Genomic DNA, 18,273 nt, shown 5'->3' with positions numbered 1-18,273 from the left:
GCCGATACTGGGCGGATGCGCGCACTTACGATCAGTCGGTTCGGCGGTCCCGAGGTTCTTGAGGTTCGGGAGGTGGCGGACGCGGTGGCCGGGCCGGGCGAGGTGCTCGTGCGGGTTGTTGCCAGCAGCCTCAATCCGGTCGATGTGAAGACGCGGGCCGACGAGATCCGTGGTGGGGTGCCGGCGCTGCCGATGATCTTGGGCTGGGATGTCGCCGGCATCGTGGTCGATCCGGGGAGTAGCTCGTTCGACGTCGGGCAGCGGGTGGTCGGGATGTCGGCGCAGCTGGCCGCGGGGAAGGGCACGTGGGCCGATCTGGTCGCGCTGCCGGAGCGGGTGCTCGCGCCCGCGCCCACGGCGGCCAGTCTGGCCGAGGCCGCGACGCTGCCGTTGCCGGCGCTGACAGCGTCGCAGGCCGTTGAGTGGCTCGGCCTGTCGGCTGGGCAGCGGTTGCTGGTGACGGGTGCGGTGGGCGCCGTCGGCGGGCTCGCGGTTCAGCTGGCCCGGCGGGACGGCGTCGTCGTGGATGCGCTGGTCTCTCGGGACGCCCAGCTGGAGCGGGCGATGGCGCTCGGCGCGACCACGGCCTGCACGAATGCGCACGCATTGTCCGCTTCGGCGTACGACGGGATTCTCGACACCGCCGGCATCAGGCCGGAGGAGGCACTCCGGGACGGCGGCCGGCTCGCCTCGATCGCGACCGAGGCCGGCCCGGTCCCGGACCTGTCGGCGCGCGGGATCGCCAGCACGAACGTCCAGGTCGCCGAGGACGGTGCCCGGCTCGCGACATTGATGAAGCTGGTGGACGACGGTGTCCTGCGGGCTCGCGTCGACAGCACGTACTCGATCCACCAGGCACGGGCGGCGCAGGAGCGGTTCGCGGCCGGCGGCCTGAACGGCAAGGTCGTCCTCACCTTCTGAGATGAGCTGATCACAGTCCGCTACAGTCGGCGGGGTGTCCAGGGTTCTGCCGGCAGTGCTGGCCATCTTGTTCGGCGGGCTGCTCGCCCTGGTGTTGCTGACGCCCTTCGTCTATCGCAGTTACCGGCGGCGCGGCGAGCTCGGCTTCGGGTCGACGCTGCTCGCGTTCAGCTCGCTGATCTACGGGTTCGCGCTGGTCGCGTACGTGCTGTTCCCGGTGCCGACGATCGACGACACCTGGTGCGCGGCGCACGAGGCGCTCACGCGTCCGCAGCTGAACCCGTTCCAGTTCGTGCATGACATCGCGAAGGAGCGGCGCGGCTTCGGCGTCAGCGCCTTCCTCGCGAACCCCGCCGTCCAGCAGCTCGTGTTCAACGTGTTCCTGTTCGTCCCGCTCGGCGCCTACCTCCGGCACTACACCAAACGCCGCCCGGTCGTGATCGTGCTGATCGGGCTCGGGATCTCGTTGCTGATCGAGCTCACCCAGCTGACCGGCAACTGGTTCCTCTTCGAGTGCCCGTACCGGCTCTTCGACGTCGACGACCTGCTCACCAACACCGCCGGCACCGCGATCGGCCTGCTGTTCGCGCCGGTACTGCGCGTTCTCGACCACCCGCGAGCCGACGTCCAACCCGGGACGCCGCGGCCGGTCACCACCCGCCGCCGGCTGCTCGGCATGCTCGTCGACCTGATCGCCGTCACCGCCTTCGGCGCCATCCTCGGTGTGTTCGTCACGCTGCTGGTCCGGGGCGCGTTCGACGTCTGGATCGACGACACCCCCGGCGGCAAATTGCTCGGCGTCGTCCTCACCACCTGGCTGCCCGCTCTGCTCCTGCTCGCGCTCCCGTCGCTCAGCCCGCGCCAAGCCACCATCGGCCAAATGTCCGTCCGCCTCCGCCGCGCCCGCCCCGACGGCCGACCGGCAGGCCCCAAGATGATCCTGGCCCTGCTCTTCGGCTCCTTCGGCTACTTCATGCTCTTCGGCCTCTCCCGCTACGTCCCCGTTGCCGAGAGCCTCTACCAGCTCTACCCCGTCGCCGCCTTGATCCTCGCCTGGCGCCCACGCGGCCACCCCGGCCTCTCCGGCGTCGTCAGCGGCCTGACCATCGTCGACGACCGCGCCGACATCTGGACGAACAGCCGCCGCGGATAGGACCCTGTTCCTCCACAGTTCGGGGTCTACACGGGGAGCGCACTTTGTCCGACTCGGTTCTCACTTCGGTGCTGCTGCCGATCGCGCTGGCGATCATCATGTTCGGCCTCGGCCTGAGCCTGACGACCGGCGACTTCGCGCGGGTCGCGCGGATGCCCAAGGCGGTACTGGTTGCGCTCGGCACCCAGATCGTGTTGCTGCCGGTGATCTGTTTCGGGCTGGTGGAGCTGTTCGGCCTCGCCCCGGCGCTGGCCGTGGGCATGATGTTGCTGGTCGCCTCGCCGGGCGGGACGACGGCCAACCTGTTCAGCCATCTGGCCGGCGGCGACGTTGCGCTCAACGTGACGCTGACCGCGGTGAACTCGGTCCTCGCGGTGATCACGCTGCCGATCGTGGTGAACCTGTCGATCGCGCATTTCATGGGCGACTCCGGCCAGCTCGGCCTGCAACCGGCCAAGATGCTGCAGGTGTTCGCGATCGTCCTCGTCCCGGTCGCGCTCGGCATGCTGGTCCGGAACCGCAAACCCGGGTTCGCCGACCGGATGGAGCGGCCGGTCAAGCTCGGCTCGGCCGTGGTGCTCGCGCTCGTCATCTTCGCCGCGATCTACACCGAGCGCGCGAACTTCCTCGACTACCTGGCCGCGGTCGGCCTGATCGCCGTCCTGCTGAACGTGATCAGCCTCGGCCTCGGGTACGCCGTCCCGCGGGCGGCCCGGCTCGGCGAGCGCCAGGCCATCGCCTGCTCGATGGAGATCGGCATCCACAACGCGACCCTCGCCCTGGCCATCGCGCTCAGCCCGTCACTGCTGAACAACAGCGAGATGTCGATCCCGGTCGCCGTCTACGGCATCGTGATGTTCTTCCCGACGGCAGTCGTCGCCTACCTGCTCAGCCGCCGGACGCCGGCCGCCTCAACCCAGTAGCCAGTCGAGGAAGCCGGCCTCGCCGAGGCGGGTGACAGCCGCCTCGGCGGACTCCCGGGTGAGGCCCTGCACGGACACGACATTCCCTTCGTAGAAGATGCCGCCGTCCGCGGTCTCGGCCTCGGCGTCCTGGGATAGCCGGTACGGGTCGTAGACGATGACGGGGAACGTGCGGTCGCCGTACGCCAGCCGGCCACCCATCAGCAGGCCGCGGCTCTCCACCCCGAACCAATCGAGCTCGTCGAAACCGTCCGGGGCGACGAGCCGCCAGCCTGCCTGGGTCATATTCGCTCCTAGCTAGAGAAACTTGATCGCGTTGACCAGTTGGAGATAGGCGTCCTCGGTGAGCTGGACGCCGGCTCTCGGCACGATCTCGAAGTGCGTACTGGTCGCGGGGTTACCGGTCTGCCGGATCGCCAGTTGCGGACTCACCGAGGACCGGTCGATCAGCCGCGGGCTGAATCCCCGAGGCAGGTTACCGGGCACGGTGTTGGTCGACATCCCCGCGTTCGGCTTCACCATTCCGTTGACGTCGAGTTTGTAGTCCACGCCCTTGCGCAGCGCGAGCGGATCGGTGCCTTCCTTGGCGCCGCGGTAGACGGGTTCGTCCGCCCGCGCCTCCCGCCCGACCCGGGACGGCTGTTGTTGCTGCTGTCCCTTGGGTTTGCGCGGCTGCTGCTGTTGCCGCGGCTGCCGGGGCGGCTGCGGCTTGCCAGGGTTCCCTTCCTGCGCCTTCGACTTGCCCTGGTTACCCCGGTTGCCCTGATTGCCGCGGCTGCTGTTGCCGTTGTTGTTGCTGTTGCGCTGGGCCTTGTGGTTGTTTCGCGGCTTCTTCTTGTCCGCGACGTGTTTGATGATCGTCTTGTAGATGATCACCGCCTTCTCGACGATGTACATCACCACGACCCAGATCAGTTTCCAGAGGGTGACGACCACCGTCCAGACGACCTTGACCAGTTTCACCACGGATTTCCAGGCCCATTTCAGGACGTCCCAGACGTTCTGGACCTCCTCCCGGAAGCTGACCATCTGGATTTCCTGCTGGTACGACTGCAGCGCCGCCTGCAACATCAGCGCCACGATCAGCACGATGATCAGCACCGGCACCACGACGACGATCGCGAGCTCGCCGCTGGCGTCGTTGTAGCTGACCGGGTTGTGGTTCGCGTAGCCGTACCCGTTCATCTGCCGCGGATCGGACAGGTCGATGATCGGGTCGACCGAGATGAACCGGCCGATACTCTTGTCGTACTGCCGGGCCCCGAGCTGCACCAGCCCGGTGTCCGGATCGTTCGTCCCGCCGTGGAAGTCGCGCTGCCCCGGCCAGGACGCCGGCGCCGCGCCGCGCGCCTCGCCGTACGGCAGCACCCGGCGCTTCTGCACGACCTGCGTGGTCGCGTCGATCGCCGTCAACGGCGTGCCCTGCAGGTCGCCGAGCAGCCAGCTCAGGTTCTGCGCGGTGCGGACGGCGACGACGCGGTCCCCAAATCCGTAGTACCGCGTTCCGGTCACGGTCTGACCGGTCTTGTCGAGCTTGAGCTCGGTCTCGCCCAGGTAGAGCGTCGTACCGGCCGAGTCCCGGCGGAGCAGGCGTTGCCCGTCCGCGTTGTAGACCGCGGAGGTTCCGGTGGCGCCCTTCGTGGTCTTGGTCAGCCGGTCCTCGGCGTCCCATTCGAGAATCTCGTCGACCCCGTTGGCAGTCCGCCGGGTGGTGTTGCCGACCTCGTCGTACCCGAAGGTCTTGGTCTTCGTCCCGGCTGGGCCGGTGGTGGTGACAGCGGTCACCGCGTGCGGTTTCGCGCTGCCGTACTCGTAGGTGCTCGTCGTCGTCCCGGCGGTTGTGGTGGTCTTTTCGGTCTTGCGGTTACCCGACTTGTCGAAGGTCCACTGCTGCCAGTACGCCGCCGGCCCGCCGAGGTCCGCTGCCGCCGGAGCGGCCGCGCAGTCGCCAGGTCCGTTGTCCTGCCCCGGTTTCGGCGTCCAGGCCTGGGTCAGCCGGCTCATGTAGTCGTAGTCGAAACACTGCGTGTCAGTGGCCTCGCCCGAGCCCTCCGGAGCGATGTCGCTGATCTTCTTGATGTTGCCGCCCGGGTCGTAGTCGTACCGGGTGTCGGAGACCCGTCGCGGCGACAGCTCCTTGTCCACCACCACTCGGCTGACGCGCCGGGTGATCTGGTCGTACTCGAACTTCTGCTGCACGAACGGCCCGGACGCCGTCCCCAGCGTCAGAACATCGGCGTCCTCGAACGGCGTGTACGACAGCTGCCGGACATAGGTGTCCTGACCGGCCAGCGAGGTCGGCAAGCCCTGGTTGTTGTAGCCGAAGTTGAGCGTCTCCGCCCCGAGCCCACCGGCGGCCGGCAGCGATCGCGTGGCGACCTTGCCGTCGTCGGTGTAGGTCTGGCCGATCGTGTAGGCGCCGGCCAGCTTGCCCTCGGACTCCGGCAGGGTGACCGTGGTCCCGGTCGTCCGGCCGGACGAGTCGTACCCGGTGATCGCGGTCGTGTAGGCCTCGGTCTTACCGTCCTTCGTGACGTAGCGGGTCGACGACGTCGGCCGCCCCGCCGCGAGGGTGTCGAACTTCCACTCGCTCTGCAGCGGGCCGTCGGGCGCGTTCAGCCGGGTCGCCGTCTTGCGGCCGTTGATGTCGTAGCTGTTGTACAGCTTGGTCCCGCGGGCATCCGTGGTCGACACCAGCTGGTCGGCCGCGTCGTACTCGAACTTGCTGATCCCCTTGTCCGGGTCGTTCTCCTCGATCTTGCGGCCCTGGACGTCGTACTTGTAGCTCCAGACGTTGCCGCCCGGATCGGTGACGCTCTTCAGCGCGCCGGTCGGCCAGTACGCGTACTTCGTGCTGTCGTACGGGCCGGTCGGGCTGTCGCCGTGGTACTGCCGCAGCTCGGTGAGGTTGCCGTCGACATCCATGATCCGGGTGGTCGGCGTCTGACCGGCCGGCGGATCGATGCTCTGCCGGTTCGTGCTGATGTCGTGGTCGATCGCCCACTTCTGCACGCCCATCGACTTGAACGCCTGCTGCTTCGGCCGCTCGGCCTCGTCCCAGGTCGTCACCTCCTGCTTGGGCAGGGTCGCCTCGTCGACGAGTTTCAGCTCGCCCTCGGCCAGCGTGGCCGTGTAGTACGGGCCGTTGACCTTGACCTCGAGACCACGGGAGTCGTACCGGTTGTCGGTCACCAGCCAGCCGCCGCGCGGCGACTGCTCGTGCGTCTGCCGGATCCGGCCGAGGCCGTCGTACAGGTCGTAGCTGACGTCGTACGTGCCGCTCTTCACCCGGCGCTTCGTGGTGACGAGCGACGGGCCGTCGTCGCGTAGCTTGTACTCGAACTCCAGGTCGGCCGGGCCGCTGGTGGCATGCCCGGAGTCCCAGGTCTTCGCGACCCGGCCCACGGCGTCGAGCTGACGGACGCCGCGGCGGCCGTCCGGCATCTGCACGGCCGTCTCGAACCCGAAGGCGGGCTCGAGCTCCTTCACCACCTGCTGGCCGTTCGCGGAGGTGTCGGTGATCTTCTGGATCGGCCCGTACGCCGGGCTGTACGCACGCGTCGTCGGACGATTCAGCCCGTCGACGGTCTCGGTCTGGCGGCCGATCGCGTCGTACTTCGCCGTGTAGGACAGCTCGTACTTCGGCTGCCCGGCCGCGTCGAATCCGGCCAGCCGTTCGGCCCGGGTGACCAGACCCTTGGTCGGGACGGCGGTCACCGAGGTCGCGTTGTCGTAGAACAACCGCTCGTCGGTGAGGACATCGGCGTTCGTGAACGGCTGGTCGCAGCGCTTGCCGACCTGCTGCAGCCGGGCCGGCAGCTCGCGCAGGTTCTTCGTCGCGTTCTCGACGTAGGTGTACCGCGTGCAGCTGTCGTCGGTGGTGTCAGCGAGGTCGCCGGCTTCGTCCTTGCTGGTCAACCGGCCGCTGGCGTCGTAGCTGTTCTGGGTGTCGATACGCAGTGTGCCGGTGTCGGTCGGCTGGTACTGCGTCAGCTGCTTCTGGCCCGAGTAGCGTGCGGTCAGCGTGCCCCACGGCCGGGTCATCGTCGCTGTCGGCGCGGAGAGGTAGTAGTCGGCGATGCTCTTGTTCAGGACCGTTGCGCCCTTGTAGACCAGCTGTTCGCGCGGCTGCCCGGCGTACTCGTTGAGGTCGTCGACCTCGACTCCGGTCGAGTCCTTGACCTTGATGTCCTTGGTGCCGCCGGCCGCCGTTCGGTCGCCGTCGAGGCCGCGGAAGTACAGCGTCTCGTTGACGGACTGCGGTTCGTCCGCACGACCCTTGACGACCTTGACCCGGCCGAAGCCGCGCCACTGGGACCAGGTGGACTCCTTCAAGTCGGTCCCGGCATCCTGCTCCTCGAAACGCCAGGCCGGCTTGTCGAGGTACTGGACGTTCGTGACGACCGGGACGGGCGCCTGCCACGGGTCGGTGGCCGAGACCGTGCGGTCGGTCTCCTGGACCGACGTCACGACGTACTTGTGGAACCAGTCGGTGCGGTCGGGTGAGGTGTCGAGCAGCGACCACTTCTGCGGTCGGCAGCGCCGGTCGTTGTTGTCCGGTGCGGGCAGACCCGTTGGCTGACAGTCGATTCCGCTGTAGTTGACCGCAAGGTCGCCACCGGTACCACCGTGGACGGCGTTGATCCGGAACCACTCCAGCGGCGGCACGGTGTCGCTTCCGGTGTCGACCCGGTTGCCCAACGCGATGCCGTCGAAGCTGGTCGTGGGCATCTGGATCGGAGTCGAACCGACATGTCCGGTCGGCGCAACCTCCTTCAGCCACAGGGCTGGGCTGCTGTTGTCAGCACGTAGATACTCCTGCCGTAGCGACCAGGAGTGCACGTCTTCGTGTTTGCTCGTCGCGGCCCGCCACACCTGCGTGGTCACCTTGTCGAGCCGGAGCTGCGTCCAGAACGTCGGTGTGTAGTGGTTGTCGCAGTTGGTGGTGCTGGCGCAGGTCAAGTCCCACGGGGTGTCCGGGTAGGTCGCCTTCTGGGTCGGCCCACACGGCAACGGCGTACAGCGCTCGGCCATCGTGTAGAGAACCTGCCCGACCGGCTTCTGCGTGAACACCTGGCCGTCGACCTGGCCGTACTCGATCCGCTTCACCGCACTGGCCCGCACGTAGGTGCTGACCGAGGCCTTGGTGAGGTTGCGGGCGTAGCGGTCGGTCTCGGTGTTGTAGAACAGGCTCATCGTGTTGCCGTGCCGGTCGACCACGTAGTCGAGGTTCCACTCATAGGCCTGCTGGCACCACGAGTCGGCGAACGCGGTCTTGTGGCACTGCTCGCCGGAGTGGTTGCCGAACACCGGGACGGTCGAGGCGGACTTCGTCTCCTCCTTGCCGGTTGCCCAACCAGGCAAGCGGTTCAGGCCGAAGTAGTACTTCGTGCCATCGGGTGACGTCATCCGCCAGTACTCGCCCTTGTCGGCCGCGGCCGTGCCGTCGTCGCCGTTCGTCGCGCCGCCGAGCCGCTCGATGATGGCGCCGTCGTCACCGCGCATCCGCCAGACCTCGCCGCTGGCGTCCTTCTTGGCCAGCACCAGGTCACCGGACTTGCCGTTGACGGAGATGTTCAGGCTGTCACCGGCGAAACAGAGGTCACCGGTCTTACGGGTGCCGTTGTTGCCGTTCAGGTCCTTCGAGCAGGTCCGGTACCGGCGCTCGATCGAGCCCCCACCGGTCGTCGTGAAGCCCTGGCCGATCAACGACGTCTGGTTGTTGGTTGCCGAGGACAACCCATCGAGCGCGCCGGACGAGTAGCTCAGGGCAACCGACGGCTCCGGGCCGCCGATCGCCGGCGGCGCGTCCAGCGGCAGCTGCCACTCGAAGTCACCGGACGAGCCGCCGATACTCCAAGTCGCGCTGCCATCGCCGGACTCGGGCTTCTTGTAGTCGCCACCACCACTGGACTCACCGGCCGCGACCGCGAACGTCTGCGCCTGCGGGCCGACCGGGACGTCGGCAACCACAGCGCCAGAACCGTTGTTGCGGCTGGGAATCACCACGGTCTTGCCGTCGCGCTGGACGGTGAAGCGCAACCGGGTCGCCCAGTCGCCGCCGTACGTCTCGCGGAACTCGCGGTAGTCGACGCCGACCGTGACGTGTCCGGACTTCGCCGAGCCATCCGCCCGGCTGACCTTCAGCTCGAGTGTGTCACCGCGCCGTCCGAGCAGATCGATCTTTATTTTCGACGGCGCAGCGGTTGTCCCCTTGGACAACACCTCGCGAGCCGTTGCGGCAGTCGGCGCAACCCACACCGGCAACTGGCCGGCCTGCGCGCGTTCGTTGACCCGGCCGCCGTTCAGGGCAAGCTGCCAGGTGCCGTTCGCGGCGGGTTGCGGGACGGCGACCTCGGCCGATCCGGCCGTCGGCCACTGGACGGCGGTCGCGCCGCGGAACTCGCGCGCCGCCGTCGCATTCGCGGGCCGGGGCACGGATTTCGCTGTCCTGCCGTCGATCGAGGCGTACTCGGTCGCGTTGAACTTGGGGTCGGGCCGGGTCGCGGCCGCTGCGGTGATGCCTTGTTGTTGGACGGACAGAACCATCGTGACGGCCAGGCCGACGGCGACTGCCGTACGGGCGACGAGGCGTCGAGAGGGCATGGGCGGGCCTCCTGGGTAGACGCCGGTCAGCTTGCCGCCGCCGCGTCGCCCGTCACCAGGTAAGAAGTGGACAACTTCCGGAATTGGCCAGTAATCAAAGGGTTCGAAACCATCGCCTGCACGCGCCGGACGTGTCATTGTCTTCCTCGTCCGACGGAGAACTCTGGTGTGAGGTGGTGGGGGAATGCGTCGGCGACGCTTGTCCTTGGGTGCTGTGCTGGTGCTGCTGTCCGCGGGGCTGGTGGCCTTTCCGGCCGCGCCCGACGCCGCGCAGGCGGCCTTCGAGACGCCGCGCGCGATGAACCCGGACGAGGCATCCCCCGAGGCCCGCGCGATGGCCACGGCCTTGCGGACCGGCGAACGCGTCGAGCTGGCCGACCATCGCACCGAGACCGGCCAGGTGTTCGCGAACCCGGACGGCACCAAGACGATGGAGCAGCACTCGCAGCCGGTCCGGGTCCGCAAGGGCCGCGACTGGGTCGATCCCGATCCGTCGCTGCGACTCGATGCCGACGGCCGGATCCGCACGGTGGCAACGATCTCGCCGCTGGAGCTGTCCAACGGCGGCGACCGGGAGCTGGTGGCGATCGGCGCCGCCGGGGCACAGATCCGGCTGGGTTGGCCGGGCGTGCTCCCGAAGCCGGTGCTGTCCGGCAACCTCGCGACGTACGCCGACGTGTTGCCCGGTGTCGACCTGCAGATCAAGGCGGAGGTCGATCGCTTCTCCCAGCTGCTCGTCGTCCATGACCGCGCGGCGGCGGCCAATCCGGCCCTGGCCACGCTGAACTTCCCGGTCAGTGCGGATGGTCTGACGCTGAAGGTCCAGCCGGACGGCTCGACCACCGCGGTCGATCGCAAGGGCAAGCTCGCCTTCACCGCGGACCGGCCGACGATGTGGGACGCGTCCAGCGACTTCAAGCCCCGGCGCGCGCAGCTCGGCATCCGGCAGGAGCCCGGCCGGTTCGTACTCACCCCGGATCGCAAGCTGCTCACCGATCCGGCTGCGAAGTTCCCGCTGTACATCGATCCGTCGATCTCCGGGACGGCGGTCAACTGGCTGCACGTGAACAAGGAGTCCGGCACGGTCGACGGCTGGACCTACGACCGGGACGCCGGTGGCGCGAAGGTCGGCCCGCGCTGGGGGGAGCCGGCCAACGTCTACCGGTCGATGTTCCTGATGCGGACGACGAGCGGCGCCCAAGCGATCGCGGGCAGCACGATCCTGAACGCCCAGTTCCGCATCACGCTCGACTGGAGCTCGTCGGGGACGGCGAAGCCGGTCGAGCTCTGGCAGCTGACCGACCTGGACACCGCGAACAAGAAGCTCAACTGGGGTACGACGAACGCGACGTACTGGAAGACCGAGCTGGACTCGCGTAACGGCGCGGCCTGGCCGGAGGAGAAGACGCTGCCGATGGAGTTCGGCGCGCTCAACGCTCCCAGCAAGCTGCGCACCTTCGTCCAGGCCGTCGCGGACGGCCGGAAACCGACGCTCTCCCTCGGCCTCCGCTCCCCCAACGAGGGCACGAACACCGAAGCGCAGTACCACTGGAAGAAGTTCGTCCCGAGCTCGGCGGCACTCGCGGTCACCTACAACACCACGCCGAAGATGCCGAAGGGGCTCGCGCTGACCAGGCCGCGGCCGTGCGGTACGGCGTCCGCCCCGACCCCGGTCCTGACCGCGCAGCCGCAATGGGCCTCGGTCGCGGACGACCCAGATCTCGGCGACAACGTCACCACCACGTTGCAGATCAAGGATCCCGCGGGCGCCGTCGTCCACGAGAGCGCTGTCGGGCCGACCGTCAGCGGAGCGGCTTTCGCCTGGCCGGAGACGCCGGCCGGCAAGCTCAGCCCAGGCGTTGTCTACAGCTACAGCGCTTTCACGAAGGACGCCGCGAACGCGGCCGGCCCGACGACACCGGCTTGCTACTTCGTGATCGACACCTCGGCGCCCGCCGTACCGCGGATCGAGTCGACGGACTTCCCGGATGCGGGTGACCCGGTGGTCGAGGCGCGCAAGGTCGGCAGGGTGACGTTCAAGCCGGCCGGCGGCGAGACCGATCTGGACGAGTACGTCTACGGATTCCAGGCCGATGCGCTGGTCAGCCGGGTGAAGGCCGGTGCGGACGGGACGGCGACGATCCCGATCACCGTGCATCCGGATCCGATCACCGGCGTACCGAGTCTGCGGTTGTACGTGCGGGCGGTCGACCGGGCCGGGAACAGCAGCGCGACCCGGGAGGCCTGGGAGCTGAACGCGAAACCTGCGGCCGGTCCGGCGCCGAAGGTGCGCGGGGACAGCAACGGCGACGGGCGAGCCGATGTGACCGCCGTCCTCGACCACGGCTTCGGGCGGACCGGGATCTGGAACATCGTATCGGGCGGCTCGGCGTTCAATGCGGGGACGATGGCGTGGGACACCGGTGAGGGCACCGGTTTCTCGCTGGCCAAGGTGAAACCGGTCCAGGGTGACTTCGACGGTGACGGCCGGACCGATATGGCGGTGTTCCGCTCGGGTGCGGGCGGACGGATGTATCTGTACAAGCTGCCGTCGGACGGGAACGAGTACCAGAACCCGCCTGCGGTGTGGACGACCGAGACCAGCCCGTGGCAGCTGAACACGGCCCGGGTGGTGTCGGGTGATGTCGATGCCGATGGCAAGGACGACATCGTCGTCCAGAACGCAGGGACCGGGGACAACTGGCAGGCGCAGGTGTTCCGGGCGGCCGACGACTTCGCAGCCCCGGTGGGCTGGGTGCAGGCGGCGGCTGGGAACACCTGGTCGCGCAGCGCGCCGCTCCTGGTCGACATCGACCAGGACGGGAAGTCCGACCTGCTCAGCGTGCGCAATCTGACCGGCTGCCGGACGGCGGTCGACCTGTACCGCTCGACCGGTACGGCGTTCGCCGCGGCGACCACGATCTACGACTCCGGCGCGGACGGGTTCTGCTGGGACAAGAGCCGCTTCACGGTGGCCGATCCGGACGGCAACGGTCGCGACGACATCGTGGCGCTGACCGAGAACACCACCAACGACGGCACGCTGGTCGTCTTCAGCGGCTCCGCAACCCAACTGACCAAGGCCGACTGGCGACGCGTGACCGGGCTGGAACTGGCCAAGACGACACTCGTCAGCGGCGACTACGACGGCGATCGGCTCGACGACATCGGCCTGCTGTACGCGGCGGCCGACGGCGACCGTGAGGTCTATTCGCTGCGGTCGACCGGGTCGGCGTTCGCCGACAAGGTGCAGACCTGGTCGGGGGCGGTCGGCGCGGTGACCGGGCCGAAGTTCGACATCGAGCACCGGCAGTACGAGCTGGTCAACAAGAACAGCGGCAAGTGCCTGAACGTCAAGGGCAGCAGCGTCGCCGACAAGGCCGCGCTGATCCAGTTCCGGTGTGTGGGTACGGCGTTGAACGAGCGGTTCCGGCTGATGCCGATCGCGGGCACCGATCAGTACAGCATCCGGCCGGTACACACCGCGGTCGACGTCGGTCCGGTGAAGTGTCTCGACGTGACCGGAGGCAGTTCGCAGGACGAGGTCGCCGTCATCCAATCCAGTTGTGGCGGCGGGTTGGGTGAGCCGCGGGCTTGGCAGCAGGTGACGTTCGATTATGTCGACGGGAGCGCGTACGAGACCGTCGTCCAACTGCGGTTCGCCCACAGTGGTAAGTGCTTGGGCGTCGCGGCGGCGTCGTTGGACGACGACGCGCTGACCCAGCAGGTGCCGTGCGGGCAGGCCGCGAGCGAGCAGTGGATTCTGCGGCCGGCGTTCAACGCGACCCAGCTCGGGGGCACCGGCAGCACGCGCTATCGGGTCGATGCGGCGGTCGGTACGACGACGGTCCTCGAAGTGCCCAAGTGCGTGACGGCGGCGAGCAGCCCGGTCCGGATGGGCACCTGGGCCTCGGCGAGTGTCTGCCAGAAGTGGAATCTGCGCAGCCTCGGCGACGACATCTACAAACTCGTCGACACCAACTCCAAACTGCCACTGGAGATCAAGGGCTGCTCGAAGTTGCCAAGAGCAAGCATGATCATCTTCCCGGACGGCGCCTCGGAGTGCCAGAAGTGGCGGATCGAGCCGGCACCGGGCGGCACCTACAGCGTGATCGCGGTCAGCTCCGGCCTCTCACTGGACGTCGCGAACGGCAGCTCGGCCGCGGGCGCCGAGGTGATCTCCTGGTTCTACCACGGCGGCAAGGGCCAGCGCTGGGCCTTCAAACCGCAGTAGCGCGGAGCGCGTCGGACAGCCGGCGCAAACGGGCTCGATGGGCGTCGGCGACGGCGTCCATCGAGTCCCCTGTGAGCCGCCGACGGGCGGTGTCGATCAGGACGGTCGAATAGCCGGCCACGAAGAAGGCCGCCAGGAGCGCCGCGTCGCCGTCGTACGCCGGGGTGAGTTCTTCGGTGAGCGCCTGCTGGAGGCCGGCGGCGATCTCGCGGGCCCGGGCGGTCAGCGCAGCCGACTCCGCGACGGTCCGGAAGAACGGGACGGACGCCGGGTCGAGACCGGACAGCGGGTGGCGCTCGTCGGCCAACCGCAGCGTCAGGTCGCCGAGCAGGCCGATGATGTCGCCGCCGGGGCGAACGGCCGCGCGGAGCAACTCCTCGGCCTCGGCCTGGCGGTCGAGGAAGAGGTCTTCCTTGCGCGGAAAGTGCTTGAAGACGGTGACGCTGGAGACACCGGCGGCCTTGGCGACGGCGGCCACGGTGACCGTGTCGAACCCGTGCTCGAGGAACAGCCCGGCCGCGGCCTCGGCGATCCGCGCCCGCGTCTGTGGTCCGCCTCGTGACCCCGTCCTCGGCATCGCTCTCCTCCATTAGCTTGTGTCACTAAACTTAGTGAGTTAACTTAGAGACATGATCATCGCACATTCTCCCCGGCTGCGGGATGCCTGGATCGCGCTGGCGGGCCTGTCGGCCGTCTTCTTGTTCGAGATGCTCGACAACTCGATCCTGAATGTCGCGCTGCCCACGATCGGCCGCGAACTGCGCGCGTCGACGACCCAGCTGCAGTGGGTGACCGGGGCGTACGGCGTGGTCTTCGGCGGGCTGATGCTGCTCCTGGGCGCCCTCGCCGACCGCTCCGGCCGGCGGCGGATGATGCTGGTCGGGCTGGTCCTGCTCGCGGTCGCGAGCCTGGCGACAGCCTTCGTGACGACCGCGGAGCAGCTGATCGCCGTACGGATCGCGATGGGCGTCGCCGCCGCGATGACGACTCCCGGCTCGATGGCGCTGGCCTTCCGGCTCTTCCGGGACGACGGGCTCCGGGTCCGCGCCTTCAACCTGATCTCGACCGTCGGCCTGGTCGGGCTCGCGATCGGCCCGACGGCCGGCGGGTTCGTGCTGGCGTTCGCGCCCTGGCAGGTGCTGCTGCTGGTCAACGTGCCGATCGCGATCCTCGCGTTCATCGGCATCCGGACCGGGATCGCCGCCGATGACCCGGCCGAGCTGCACCGGGATCCGGTCGACGTGGCCGGCGCCGTGCTCGGCACGGCGACGATCGCGCTCGCGCTCGTCGCGCCGACGTTCTTCGTCGAACAGGGCGCCCGCGCCTGGCAGCCGTGGGCGGCCACCGCCGCGGTCGTGGTGGCGATCGTGCTGTTCATCGTCCGGGAGCGCACTGCGCGGTACCCGCTGCTCGACCTGAAGCTGATCGCACGGCCACTGGTGTCGAGCGGCTTGGCCTACAAGGCCGCGGCGGGCCTCGCAACCGCCGGCCTCGGCTACCTGGTCACGTTGCAGCTCCAGCTCGACTGGGGCTGGTCGCCCGCGCTGACCGCGATCGGACTGCTGCCGCAGGTCGTCGTCCTGATCGCGGGCGGCGCGCTCGTCACGCCGTTCGTCCAGCGCGTCGGTCTGGAGAACTCGGCCTGGATGAGCTCGGCCATGGTCGTGCTCGGGCTGGCCGTGTACGCCGGGCTCGGTCGGCTCGGCTACGGCTGGATCGCGCTCGCACTGGTCCTGGTCTCCGCGGGGATGCGCGTGGTCGGCGTCGTGGCCGGGACGAATGTTCTGCGTGGATTGCCCGCGAACCGCTCCACGATCGGCGCGGCCCTGGTCGACACCGCCTCCCAGGTCACCACCGGGGTCGGTATCGCCGTCAGCGGCACGATCTTGGCCGCGCTCTTCACCGGCAGTATCGCCGTCTCGAACTGGACCGCACAGCAGACCGCCCAGTTCGAGACGGCGACCACCCTGGCCGCGACCGTTCTCACCGTCACGGCCGCAGCGCTCGTCACCTGGGCCTTCACCCGGCGGGAAACCCATCCGGCCGACTGATGGCACCGAAGAGTACGCATGAGCGAAACGGCGGTACGACGGTTCGCGGCGGCCTTCGGCGGGGTGGTCGCCGCGGGGAGTGCGCTGGCAATCGGCTACCTGGTCGCGGATCTGACCGGCGGCCCCTGGCCGGTCGATGCGGTCGGCGTCCAGGTCATCGACTGGGCGCCCGGGCCGGTGAAGGACTGGGCCGTTCGGGAGCTGGGGACGGCGGACCGGCCGTTGCTGCGCTTCGGGATCTGCGTGACGCTGGCGATCGTCGCGGCGGTGGCAGGCGTGGTCGGACGGCGGTCGCCGCGGTTGGCTGTTGGGCTGGCCGGCGGGCTCGGGCTGGTCGGCCTGACGTTCGCGGTGTTCAGCCGATCGGCGGCGTCCGGGGTGGTCGAGCGACTGCTGCCCTCGGTGGTGACGCTGGTCGTGGCCGTGGTGGCGATGTGGTTGGTCGTTCGGCGGCCGAAGGCCGTCGCGGCCGAGCAGCCGGACGGGTTCGACCGACGCCAGTTCCTGGTGACGGTCTCCGCGCTGGCGGTGGCCGGCGCGGCGAGCTTCGCCGCGACCAAGGTGTTGTCGGTGAAGCCGGGTGAAGCGCTGCGAGCGCGGTTCAAGGTGCCGCGGCCGACCGAGGCGGCGCCGCCGATGCCGGCCGGCGTCCAGGCCGACGTACCGGGCGTCAGCCGGTTCGTGACGCCGAACGCCAAGTTCTACCGGGTGGACACGCTGCTCGAAGTACCGCAGATCGATCCGAACGACTGGGAGCTGCGGATCCACGGCATGGTCGACAAGGAAATGCGGCTGTCACTGGCCGATCTCGTCGACCGGCGCCTGATCGAACGCGACATCACGCTGACCTGCGTCTCGAACGAGGTCGGCGGCCCGTACGTCGGGAACGCGCGCTGGATCGGCGTACCGATCGCCGACGTCCTCGCCGAGGCCGGCGTCCGCTCCGGGGCCGACGCGGTCAAGTCGACCAGCATCGACGGTCTGACCATCGGCACCCCGCTGAGCGCGCTCACCGACGGCCGCGACGCGATCTTCGCCGTCGCCATGAACGGCGAGCCACTCCCCTTCGACCACGGCTTCCCGGTCCGGATGGTCGTCCCCGGCCTGTACGGCTACGTCTCGGCCACCAAGTGGATCGTCGACTTCGAAGTCACCCGCTTCGCCGACTTCAGCGCCTACTGGACCGACCGCAACTGGTCCGAACAGGCGCCGATCAAGACCTCGTCCCGGATCGACGTCCCCAAGGGCTTCGCCACCCTCAAAGCCGGCCCGGCAGTCGCCGCGGGCGTCGCCTGGGCGCAACGCCGCGGCATCCGCTCGGTCGAGGTCCAACTCGACGACGGCCCGTGGCAACCCGCCAAGCTCGCCACCGAGGACTCCATCGACACCTGGCGCCAATGGACCTTCCGCTGGAACGCCACCCCCGGCAACCACCGCCTCACCGTCCGCGCGACAGATGCCGAGGGCAACGTTCAGACCGCGACCGAGGCGCCGCCCCGCCCGAACGGCTCGTCCGGCCTGCACAACACGATCTTCATGGTCGAGTGATCAGTACCCTGCGAAGACGCTGCGGAGGGTGTCCAGGGTGAACGGACCGGTCAGCTCGACACCTTCCGGCGTCCGGTCGGGGCCGAGGCGGCCCGCACTCAGGCGCAGCCAGGCCTCGGCAGGCAAGGTCAGCGTGCCGTCGGGCTGGTCGGTCGATGCCTCGATGCCAACCGGATCGGCCAGGCGGAGCGCGAACTCCTTGGCCGGTTCGGTGGTGGAGACATTGAGGACGGCGGTCTGACCGTCGAGGGCCGTCGGCTTCGCGATCCGGCTGAGGTCACCCTCGGTCTGGACCAGCTCCGCGACGGCCTCCAGGTCGAGTGTCGCCGTGGGGTCGGCGGCGCTGCGGACGTCCCACGAATGGTGAGTCAGTTCGCTGAGGCGCATCCGGCCGAAGGTGGCGACGTCGACCGGCGCCGGGAGAAACCCCAAATCGACCCGGAGCGCGGCGCGCTGTTCGGCATCCAGCGATTCGAACAGCGCAATCAGCTTCTCGTTCCACTCCACGAACCCGGTGGCCTGCTCACGGCGCGACGACGCGTCCCAGCGCGCCCAGACACTCTGGTAGAAATCACCTCCGGCGGCACCCGGCTTCTCGTCAAGAGCCCGCTGCAAGGTGTGCAGCATGATCTCGGCGCCACTACCCAGGTGACTCAGCACCTGCGCGACATCCCACTCGGTCGCCGCCGACGGGCCTGCCAGCGCGGCGTCGTCGTACCCCTTCACGAAATCCGCCAGCCGGTCGTAGCCGGTGCGGAGTGCGGCGATAACGCCATCGGCGGTGCTCAAACTGTGCCTCCAGGAACGCGAGTTGATCCGTCCTCACAGTGAGCCGCG

The 18,273-nt window shown here is 68.9% G+C and carries 10 protein-coding genes; 6 read left to right on the top strand and 4 right to left on the bottom strand.

Translation table 11 applies throughout. From position 1 onward, the window contains the following. Nucleotides 1–15 precede the first annotated feature (15 nt). The 3 genes from HPO96_RS31605 to HPO96_RS31595 are packed head-to-tail and all read left to right on the top strand — an operon-like array spanning nt 16 to nt 2,997. The gene (locus tag HPO96_RS31605; protein ID WP_171678044.1) at nt 16–921 is read left to right on the top strand and encodes an NADP-dependent oxidoreductase; all 906 of its coding nucleotides are present in this window, start codon (nt 16–18) and stop codon (nt 919–921) included. 34 nt (nt 922–955) lie between these two features. After that, nucleotides 956–2,074, top strand: coding sequence for a VanZ family protein (locus HPO96_RS31600; protein WP_171678043.1), 1,119 nt, complete (start codon nt 956–958; stop codon nt 2,072–2,074). A gap of 44 nt (nt 2,075–2,118) precedes the next feature. Further along, nucleotides 2,119–2,997, top strand: a complete 879-nt coding sequence (locus tag HPO96_RS31595; RefSeq protein ID WP_171678042.1) for a bile acid:sodium symporter family protein — start codon at nt 2,119–2,121, stop codon at nt 2,995–2,997. Here the strand turns inward: HPO96_RS31595 and HPO96_RS31590 are convergent. Further along, nucleotides 2,986–3,282 carry a hypothetical protein gene (locus tag HPO96_RS31590; RefSeq protein ID WP_171678041.1) on the bottom strand — a complete coding sequence of 99 codons (297 nt, stop codon included), beginning with the start codon at nt 3,280–3,282 and terminating at the stop codon, nt 2,986–2,988. The genes HPO96_RS31595 and HPO96_RS31590 overlap by 12 nt on opposite strands. 12 nt (nt 3,283–3,294) lie before the next feature. Continuing rightward, the gene (locus tag HPO96_RS31585; protein ID WP_171678040.1) at nt 3,295–9,603 is read right to left on the bottom strand and encodes an RHS repeat domain-containing protein; all 6,309 of its coding nucleotides are present in this window, start codon (nt 9,601–9,603) and stop codon (nt 3,295–3,297) included. 184 nt (nt 9,604–9,787) lie between these two features. On the opposite strand from HPO96_RS31585, the gene HPO96_RS31580 reads away from it, so the two are divergent. Beyond that, entirely contained in the window at nt 9,788–13,837 is a 4,050-nt protein-coding gene (locus HPO96_RS31580; protein ID WP_171678039.1) for an RICIN domain-containing protein, read from the top strand. Here HPO96_RS31580 and HPO96_RS31575 read toward each other — a convergent pair. Next, nucleotides 13,824–14,414, bottom strand: coding sequence for a TetR/AcrR family transcriptional regulator (locus HPO96_RS31575; protein ID WP_171678038.1), 591 nt, complete (start codon nt 14,412–14,414; stop codon nt 13,824–13,826). The two genes, HPO96_RS31580 and HPO96_RS31575, sit on opposite strands and share 14 nt — an antisense overlap. Before the next feature lie 52 nt (nt 14,415–14,466). Here HPO96_RS31575 and HPO96_RS31570 point away from each other — a divergent pair, with 52 nt between their 5' ends. Next, a complete protein-coding gene (locus tag HPO96_RS31570; protein WP_171678037.1) occupies nt 14,467–15,888 on the top strand; it encodes an MFS transporter in 1,422 nt (473 codons plus the stop codon). 18 nt (nt 15,889–15,906) lie between these two features. Then, nucleotides 15,907–17,436: a molybdopterin-dependent oxidoreductase gene (locus HPO96_RS31565; RefSeq protein ID WP_171678036.1), complete on the top strand. Its 1,530-nt coding sequence runs from the start codon at nt 15,907–15,909 to the stop codon at nt 17,434–17,436. On the opposite strand, the gene HPO96_RS31560 is transcribed toward HPO96_RS31565, so the two are convergent. Further along, nucleotides 17,437–18,225 carry a maleylpyruvate isomerase N-terminal domain-containing protein gene (locus tag HPO96_RS31560; protein WP_171678035.1) on the bottom strand — a complete coding sequence of 263 codons (789 nt, stop codon included), beginning with the start codon at nt 18,223–18,225 and terminating at the stop codon, nt 17,437–17,439. Between the last annotated feature and the right edge of the window lie 48 nt (nt 18,226–18,273).

The organism is Kribbella sandramycini, from assembly GCF_013131805.1.
GTDB classification, from domain to species: domain Bacteria; phylum Actinomycetota; class Actinomycetes; order Propionibacteriales; family Kribbellaceae; genus Kribbella; species Kribbella sandramycini.
The sequence above is the reverse complement of the archived record's forward strand: the minus strand, read 5'-3'. Positions and strand labels throughout refer to the sequence as shown.

Bases quoted from the DNA above. Each gene is read 5' to 3' on its own strand.
- HPO96_RS31605 (WP_171678044.1), top strand. From the start codon at position 16: ATGCGCGCACTTACGATCAGTCGGTTCGGCGGTCCCGAGGTTCTTGAG.
- HPO96_RS31590 (WP_171678041.1), bottom strand. From the start codon at position 3,282: ATGACCCAGGCAGGCTGGCGGCTCGTCGCCCCGGACGGTTTCGACGAG.
- HPO96_RS31585 (WP_171678040.1), bottom strand. From the start codon at position 9,603: ATGCCCTCTCGACGCCTCGTCGCCCGTACGGCAGTCGCCGTCGGCCTG.
- HPO96_RS31570 (WP_171678037.1), top strand. From the start codon at position 14,467: ATGATCATCGCACATTCTCCCCGGCTGCGGGATGCCTGGATCGCGCTG.
- HPO96_RS31580 (WP_171678039.1), top strand. From the start codon at position 9,788: ATGCGTCGGCGACGCTTGTCCTTGGGTGCTGTGCTGGTGCTGCTGTCC.
- HPO96_RS31565 (WP_171678036.1), top strand. From the start codon at position 15,907: ATGAGCGAAACGGCGGTACGACGGTTCGCGGCGGCCTTCGGCGGGGTG.
- HPO96_RS31575 (WP_171678038.1), bottom strand. From the start codon at position 14,414: ATGCCGAGGACGGGGTCACGAGGCGGACCACAGACGCGGGCGCGGATC.